The sequence below is a fragment of the Paenibacillus cremeus genome, from assembly GCF_007786445.1.
Classification (GTDB): domain Bacteria; phylum Bacillota; class Bacilli; order Paenibacillales; family NBRC-103111; genus Paenibacillus_G; species Paenibacillus_G cremeus.
In genome coordinates, this window is record NZ_VNJI01000101.1 from 1 (window position 1) to 6,555 (window position 6,555).

The window sequence follows — 6,555 nt, forward strand, 5'->3', positions numbered from 1 at the left end:
GCGACGGGTGAAGACGACTCGCTCCTGAAGATGGGGAACTGACAAAGGAAAGCCGTGTGCGGGAAATCCGCATGCACGGTTTGACGGGGAGTCCGAGGGAGTAATCCCTCGTCTTACCCTACTAGCATGGGGGATTGGGGGAGAATTGCCATGAATCAGAACAGGATGACCATTCAAGCCTTAAAATACGGGAATCGGCTGCACTATGAATGGAACACGACTTTGCTGGAGGAAACGGACACGCACGTGTTTGTCTTGGGGGAGAAAGGCCGGGCGCTTCATCATCATACGAAGCAAAAGGTGTTTACGGTACCGAATTGGACGATTGAATTTTTTTCGTTCCATTCGTGGTTTACGGTGAGCGCGGATGTCATGGATGGGACCATTCAGCAATACTATTGCAATATTAATGAACCTGCCCGCAGGGAAGGCAGTGTCATCTCCTTTGTCGATCTGGATCTAGATTATGTGTATCGGCAGGGAGCATGGAAGGTAGTGGACGAGGATGAGTTCGTACTGCACACCGTTCAGTTCGGCTACCCTCCCGAGCTGGTGGAGAGGGCTAGACAAGAGCTTGTACGGCTTCAGCAGCGGATCGCGTCCAAGCAATTTCCGTTTGACGGCGCCCTGGAACGGTTTATTAATCGCATACCAGCCACATAACATTTTTACATAGGTTTATTGAACGATTGGGCATCCATCTTCGTCTATTGAGAGAGGAGATCAAAGGAATGAGTCATTCGATGGTCAAAACGGTGGACCGGTTTCGTGGATGCTTGCTGGGGCTTGCGGTGGGCGATGCGCTGGGTACGACGCTAGAGTTCAAGACGCCCGGTTCGTTCGAACCAATCCAAGAGATGAAGGGGGGCGGTCCGTTCGGCCTGGAGCCCGGTCAGTGGACGGACGACACCTCTATGGCGCTGTGCCTGGCCGACAGTTTGCTCGAGCGACGCATGTTTAATCCGCTGGATCAAATGCTGCGGTATGTGCGATGGTATCGGGAAGGCTACCGCAGCAGCACAGGTACCTGCTTTGACATCGGCAATACCGTGGTCGATGCACTCCGCCGGTTCGAGCAGACAGGCGAGCCGTTCAGCGGCTCGATCAGCCGGATGGCGTCGGGCAATGGCTCGCTGATGCGGCTTGCACCTGTGCCGATGTACTATGCGGCGGATCCCGCCCAAGCGATCATCCGTTCTGGAGACAGCTCGCTGACGACGCACGGGGCCGTGCTCGCCGTGGATGCGTGCCGCTATTACGGCGGCTTAATCGTAGGAGCGCTGGCAGGAGTCGCTAAAGAGGAGCTGCTCAGTCCGCGCTATACGCCAGCGCCAGGGTTCTGGGAGCGCCAGCCGCTCGTACCGGAGATCGACGAGATCGCTTCCGGCTCCTTCAAGGATCGGCAGCCGCCGGACATTCAAGGAACAGGCTATGTGGTTCGGTCGATGGAGGCGGCGCTATGGGCCTTCCATCGGAGCGACAGCTTCGAAGAGGGCGCACTGCTGGCCGTCAATTTAGGCGACGACGCGGATACGACCGGTGCCATCTATGGGCAGCTGGCTGGAGCTTATTATGGGTTCGGGACGATCCCGACAGAGTGGCTTGTGGAGCTGACGGACAGAGTGAACATCGATGCGCTGGCTGTCCGTTTATTTGAACAATCAGGGGCTGCCGACCGCTAATGCGATGATCGTGACGCCTAGAAGCTGCTGCTGGGAGAGTTAAACGTATGAAGGTTACCGGTTTTAATCATGCCACGATTCGTGTTTCGGATTTATCGGCGTCCTTATCCTTTTATCAACAGTTGTTAGGCATGAAGCTGGTGCATCTAGGTAGGCTGGATGCGTACCTAGAATGGGGAAGTGCTTGGGTATGTTTAATTGAGCGGAAGAGCAGTTGGGATGTTAAGCTCTCAGCATCACGTCTCGGGGTGGATCATTTAGCTTTTTCCATTGCGGAGCAGGATTTCCATGAAGCTGAAGCAACCTTGAAGCAAGCTGGCGTGCGTATCGTCCGAGGACCGATTCAGCGCGGCGGAGGCTGGAGTTTGAATTTTCTCGATCCGGACGGCACTGAGCTCGAGTTGTTCACAGGCAGCTTAGCGGAACGAATGAAGGTGTGGACTTGATGAAGCTGACGAAAAAAGCAGGCGCAAGCCCTATTGGTCGCCGTCTGGTCTCCGTCGGTCGCATAATCTCCAAGCTCCTGCTCGCGTTCGTGCTGACCGCCCTCGCGTGGATCGGCTTTGTGCAGTGGCGTATGGCTACGCTGCCGGATGCGAAGCTCCCGCCTCAAGATGTGGGCATTGTGCTGGGGGCTGCACTGTGGCAGACGTCGCCAAGTCCCGCCCTAAGTGAGCGCTTAGACCGGGCGGTAGAGCTGTATCGCCAAGGAACGATTCAGCGCATGATCGTATCCGGCGGCTATGATCGCGCAGATTCCAAGCTGACGGAAGCAGAGGGCATGCGAAACTATTTGATCGCCAAAGGCATACCGGAGTCTGCTATTTTTCTGGAAAATCATGCGACGAGCACCTATGAAAACATGAAGTTTAGCCAAGCGATCATGCAAAAGCAGCAATGGAAATCGGCGGTTATCATTACCCACCGGTACCATGCGGTTCGAGCGCTCGATATGGCGAATTTCTTAGGCTATGAAAACGTGATGGCTTCGCCGATGGACTCGAATGTGCTTATGATGCTTTGGCACAAAAGCCGGGAGACGCTGGCGCTGACCAAATGGCAGCTCGACAAGCTGCAGCTGTCATTCGGGATCGAGCCATCCAGAGACTGAGGCAGAGATAGAAGTGCTTTACTGAAAAAATCCCTCCAACCCTCCGGTCTCTAGCCGTTGGATGAAGGGATTTTTCAGTTCTTATCTCGTTTGATTTAGCTTATCCGTTCACGATCGTCCCGCCATTGACATGCAAAATTTGGCCAGCCATATAGGAGGAATCACCGCAAGCCAAAAACACGTAGCTCGGCGCAAGCTCCTCCGGCTGCCCGGCTCGCTTCATGGGCGTATCCCCGCCGAACTTCGCCACTTGCTCCTTCGTGAAGGTGGAAGGGATGAGCGGCGTCCAGATCGGACCGGGAGCTACGCCATTCACGCGGATGCCGCGACCGATCAGCTGTTGAGAAAGCGAGCGGGTAAAGGTGACAATGGCCCCCTTGGTCGCTGAGTAGTCGACTAACTGATCGTTGCCCTCGTAAGCGGTGATAGAGGCCGTGTTGATGATGGCGCTGCCTTGTTTCAGATGAGCTAGTGCAGCTTTGGTCAAGTAGAAGTAGGAGAAAATATTGGTACGAAACGTTCGTTCCAGCTGCTCCGACGTAATGTCCTCCAGCCGCTGCTGCGGATGCTGCTCCGCGGCGTTATTCACTACGATGTCCAGCTTGCCGAGCTGTTTCACGGTTTCTTCAACCGCCTGCTTGCAGAACACTTCCGTACCGATATCGCCGGGGAGAAGCACGCAACGACGGCCTTCCTCCTCCACTTGGCGCTTCGTTTCCTTGGCATCCTCGTGTTCGTTCAAATACACGATCGCCACATCGGCGCCTTCCTTGGCATACGTTACGGCGACCGCTCGGCCGATGCCGCTGTCTCCGCCTGTAATGATCGCCACCTTATCCTTCAGCTTGCCTGCCGCTTTGTAGCGTGTATCCTCAAACGCCGGACGCGGATTCATTTGCGACTCGATGCCAGGCTGCTGCTGTTGGTGCTGCGGTGGAAAGGTTTGTTTTTCCATTGTCGTGGTGGACATGCGTTCTTGCGCTCCTTTCAATTCGAAGTTGAGCTTAGCTCAACTCTCCGCGGTTCGGTATAACGCAGAAAGTTGAGCTTAGCATGCGCGTATTCGCACTATCGTTTCCATGGCATTTTCCACCAGCCAGCAAACCAAAACTGTAATCAGCTAAGCGCCTTTGAGCGATAATGATAGCCGAACAGCCTTTCATACCCCGCTTTGCGATAAAGCTTCACCGCAGGCTCATTATCCGAGATTACCTGCAAATACAGCCGCTCCGCATTCTGCTGCTTGCTCCAGATCGCCAGCTCGTGCACAATCCGTTGTCCCAAGCCCAGTCCGCGCCGCTGCGGGTGTACGATCACGCTGGTAAACCCGGCCCAGCCATCCTGCACCACGCTTGCACCTGCCGCCACACACTCGCTGCCATCCATAATGCGCAAGTAGCCGGCGTTCGGTTTGATGCGGCTGAACAATTGATCATAAAAAGAGATTAGCTCTTCACTGTACCCCTCTAGCCGAATGAAATCGGAAAGCCAGCCGGATTTATGCGTAGAAACGATCTCTGCGCGGAATTGCTCATTTCGTCGGTCGATGGTATGATCGATGACCTCGGAGGCGGCTGCAATCATCATGTCGCAGGGCACTTCCTTCGCATACCCGCGGGCTTCAAGCCACGCATCTAACCCTTCCGGGGAGGCGTCGCTAAGATGAAAACGAGCAGGCAGCCCTTGCGAGCTGTAGAATGACTCGATTTCCTCCATGCGGACTAGATCAGCTTCCCAGCTCAAAGAGCCATCGGCGGTCCAAACACTATTCGCCCGCTTCGTTACACCATCTGAAGCACGCAGCAGCCAAGAGCCCAGCTCCCATGTAATCTTAGCCGGCCAGGTTTGCAGGGCAAGCCGATCGAGGTGTGAATACAGCTGTTTGTTTTCCAATACGATCACTCCGTTCAGCAATAATGGCATTGCATAAATATACGATAGTATGTATTTAAATACAACTAAAATTTGCTTTAAAATGAACGTAAACGTGCACAATGCCGCATTCCGGTATATAATTTTGAGATTGCAGCAAAGAAGTGGAGTGGGGAGAGGGGAAGCGGGTTTGAACGAAAACGTAATTTTACATATGGAATCGATCGGCAAACGACTTTCCATTATGGGACGCAGCCATTTATTCCAGCAGCTGACGGCTGCCATCGGGTCAAAGGAACGGATCGCGCTGCTGGGTGCATCTGGACAGGGCAAGAGTACGCTGCTGCGAATTGTGGGCCAACTGGATCGTCCGGATGAAGGGGAGCTGTACTTAGAGAATCGCCCCTCTAATCAGTGGAAGCCGCAGGACTGGAGATCGAAGGTTTGCTATGTGGCCCAACAGCCGATCATGCTGCCTGGTAGCGTGGAGGACAACCTGCGCACCGTCAGTACGCTGCATCGCAGACCGTTTGAGGCAGAGCTCGCCCGAGCGCTCATGGCGCAGTGTGGCTTGCAGGATAAAGCGTGGCAGTCTAATGCATCCGAGCTGTCGGGGGGCGAAAAGCAGCGGGTAGCGCTGGTCCGTTCCCTGCTTTTAAGACCTCGCGTGCTTTTGCTCGATGAGATTACTTCGGCATTGGATCAGAACAGCAAGCAGGCAGTAGAGCAGCTGCTGAGGGAGTGGCATGCGGCAGAAGAGACCGCCATGCTGTGGGTTACCCATGATTTGCAGCAAGCGCGTTCGGTCAGCGATACTGTGTGGTTTATGGCGGAAGGTATGCTGATGGAGCGTCAGCCGACGGAGCTGTTTTTTCGACAGCCGATAACGCCGGCAGCGCAGCAATTTTTGCAATGGCCAGAGGAGGGGGTGGTGTAACCATGTCAGCAGCCGCTCTAGGCTTTACGCTGGTGTTTGTAGCCATTACAATTTTCGCTTCCATGAGGCAGAAGCTGGGTCTTGAAAAGGACATTCTGATCGGCACGGTCCGTTCGTCGCTGCAGCTCCTCTTGGTCGGCTTTGTGCTTCAGTTTGTTTTTCATACGGCGCATCCTGCCCTCATGATTCTCATTATCTTGCTTATGGTTGCCATCGCTGCTTGGAACGCCGCCCAGCGTGGCAAAGGACTGCAAGGCGTTGTCATTAGAGTGTTTTTGTCGATCCTTTTCACGGAAGGGCTGACGATGGGGGTGCTCATCGGCTGTCATTTGATCGAAGCGATCCCGCAATATATCATTCCTATAAGCGGGATGACGATTGGCAGCGCGATGGTGGTGTCCGGCCTATTCTTAAATCAGATGAAGCGTGAGCTCGAATCCTCCAAAGGGGAGATTGAGGCGCTGCTGTCCCTGGGTGCAAGCGTTCGGCAAGCGATCCATCTCTCCCTCAAACGTTCGATCAAGGCGAGCATGATTCCGACTATCGACGGTATGAAAACGATAGGTCTGGTTCAGCTGCCCGGCATGATGACCGGTATGATCGTAGCCGGTGCCGATCCGGTTGAGGCGGTTCGGTATCAAATTTTGATCGTGTTTATTTTGTCGTCCTCCGCGGCAATCAGCAGCATGCTCCTAAGTATGCTTAGTTACAGGCTGTACTTCACCAAGGATGAGCGGTTAATAAGCAGCCGTTAGTATCCTGCAATTCTTTTCCGCAGCGCTGGGCAGTTGAAGGATAAAGGGGACGAAGAGCGATGAGCGGAAAAAAAACTACGGCTGACCAATTAACTCACTGACTTTGTTTTCGATGTTTTTTAGGTAGCTGTGAGGGTTCCTTCGAAACCTCCGCCGCTTTGTTCCGTCCAGCAGACGTTCAGTCCATCTCTTTCTTTC

At 54.1% G+C, this 6,555-nt stretch carries 8 protein-coding genes; 6 read left to right on the forward strand and 2 right to left on the reverse strand.

The window, feature by feature from the left end:
• Nucleotides 1-150 precede the first annotated feature (150 nt).
• The 4 genes from FPZ49_RS34670 to FPZ49_RS34685 all read left to right on the forward strand — a co-directional run bounded on the left by FPZ49_RS34670 (nt 151) and on the right by FPZ49_RS34685 (nt 2,793).
• The gene (locus tag FPZ49_RS34670) at nt 151-663 is read left to right on the forward strand and encodes a DUF402 domain-containing protein (protein ID WP_144855266.1); all 513 of its coding nucleotides are present in this window, start codon (nt 151-153) and stop codon (nt 661-663) included.
• A 68-nt stretch (nt 664-731) separates the two neighbouring features.
• Nucleotides 732-1,682 (forward strand): ADP-ribosylglycohydrolase family protein, encoded by a 951-nt coding sequence (locus FPZ49_RS34675; RefSeq protein ID WP_261381764.1) that lies wholly within the window; start codon nt 732-734, stop codon nt 1,680-1,682.
• Nucleotides 1,683-1,729: 47 nt separating this feature from the next.
• Entirely contained in the window at nt 1,730-2,128 is a 399-nt protein-coding gene (locus FPZ49_RS34680) for a VOC family protein (RefSeq protein ID WP_144855268.1), read from the forward strand.
• Nucleotides 2,128-2,793 (forward strand): YdcF family protein, encoded by a 666-nt coding sequence (locus tag FPZ49_RS34685; protein ID WP_144855270.1) that lies wholly within the window; start codon nt 2,128-2,130, stop codon nt 2,791-2,793. The genes FPZ49_RS34680 and FPZ49_RS34685 overlap by 1 nt, the downstream gene beginning before the upstream one ends.
• Before the next feature lie 100 nt (nt 2,794-2,893).
• On the opposite strand, the gene FPZ49_RS34690 is transcribed toward FPZ49_RS34685, so the two are convergent.
• Together FPZ49_RS34690 and FPZ49_RS34695 are read right to left on the reverse strand one after the other, a co-directional pair.
• A complete protein-coding gene (locus tag FPZ49_RS34690) occupies nt 2,894-3,763 on the reverse strand; it encodes an SDR family oxidoreductase (RefSeq protein ID WP_144855272.1) in 870 nt (289 codons plus the stop codon).
• Between the two features lie 146 nt (nt 3,764-3,909).
• Nucleotides 3,910-4,686 (reverse strand): GNAT family N-acetyltransferase, encoded by a 777-nt coding sequence (locus tag FPZ49_RS34695; protein WP_186446289.1) that lies wholly within the window; start codon nt 4,684-4,686, stop codon nt 3,910-3,912.
• 169 nt (nt 4,687-4,855) lie between these two features.
• Between FPZ49_RS34695 and FPZ49_RS34700 the strand changes: the two genes are divergently transcribed.
• A complete protein-coding gene (locus FPZ49_RS34700; RefSeq protein ID WP_261381765.1) occupies nt 4,856-5,602 on the forward strand; it encodes an ABC transporter ATP-binding protein in 747 nt (248 codons plus the stop codon).
• Between the two features lie 2 nt (nt 5,603-5,604).
• Nucleotides 5,605-6,357: an ABC transporter permease gene (locus FPZ49_RS34705; protein WP_144855276.1), complete on the forward strand. Its 753-nt coding sequence runs from the start codon at nt 5,605-5,607 to the stop codon at nt 6,355-6,357.
• Nucleotides 6,358-6,555 lie beyond the last annotated feature (198 nt).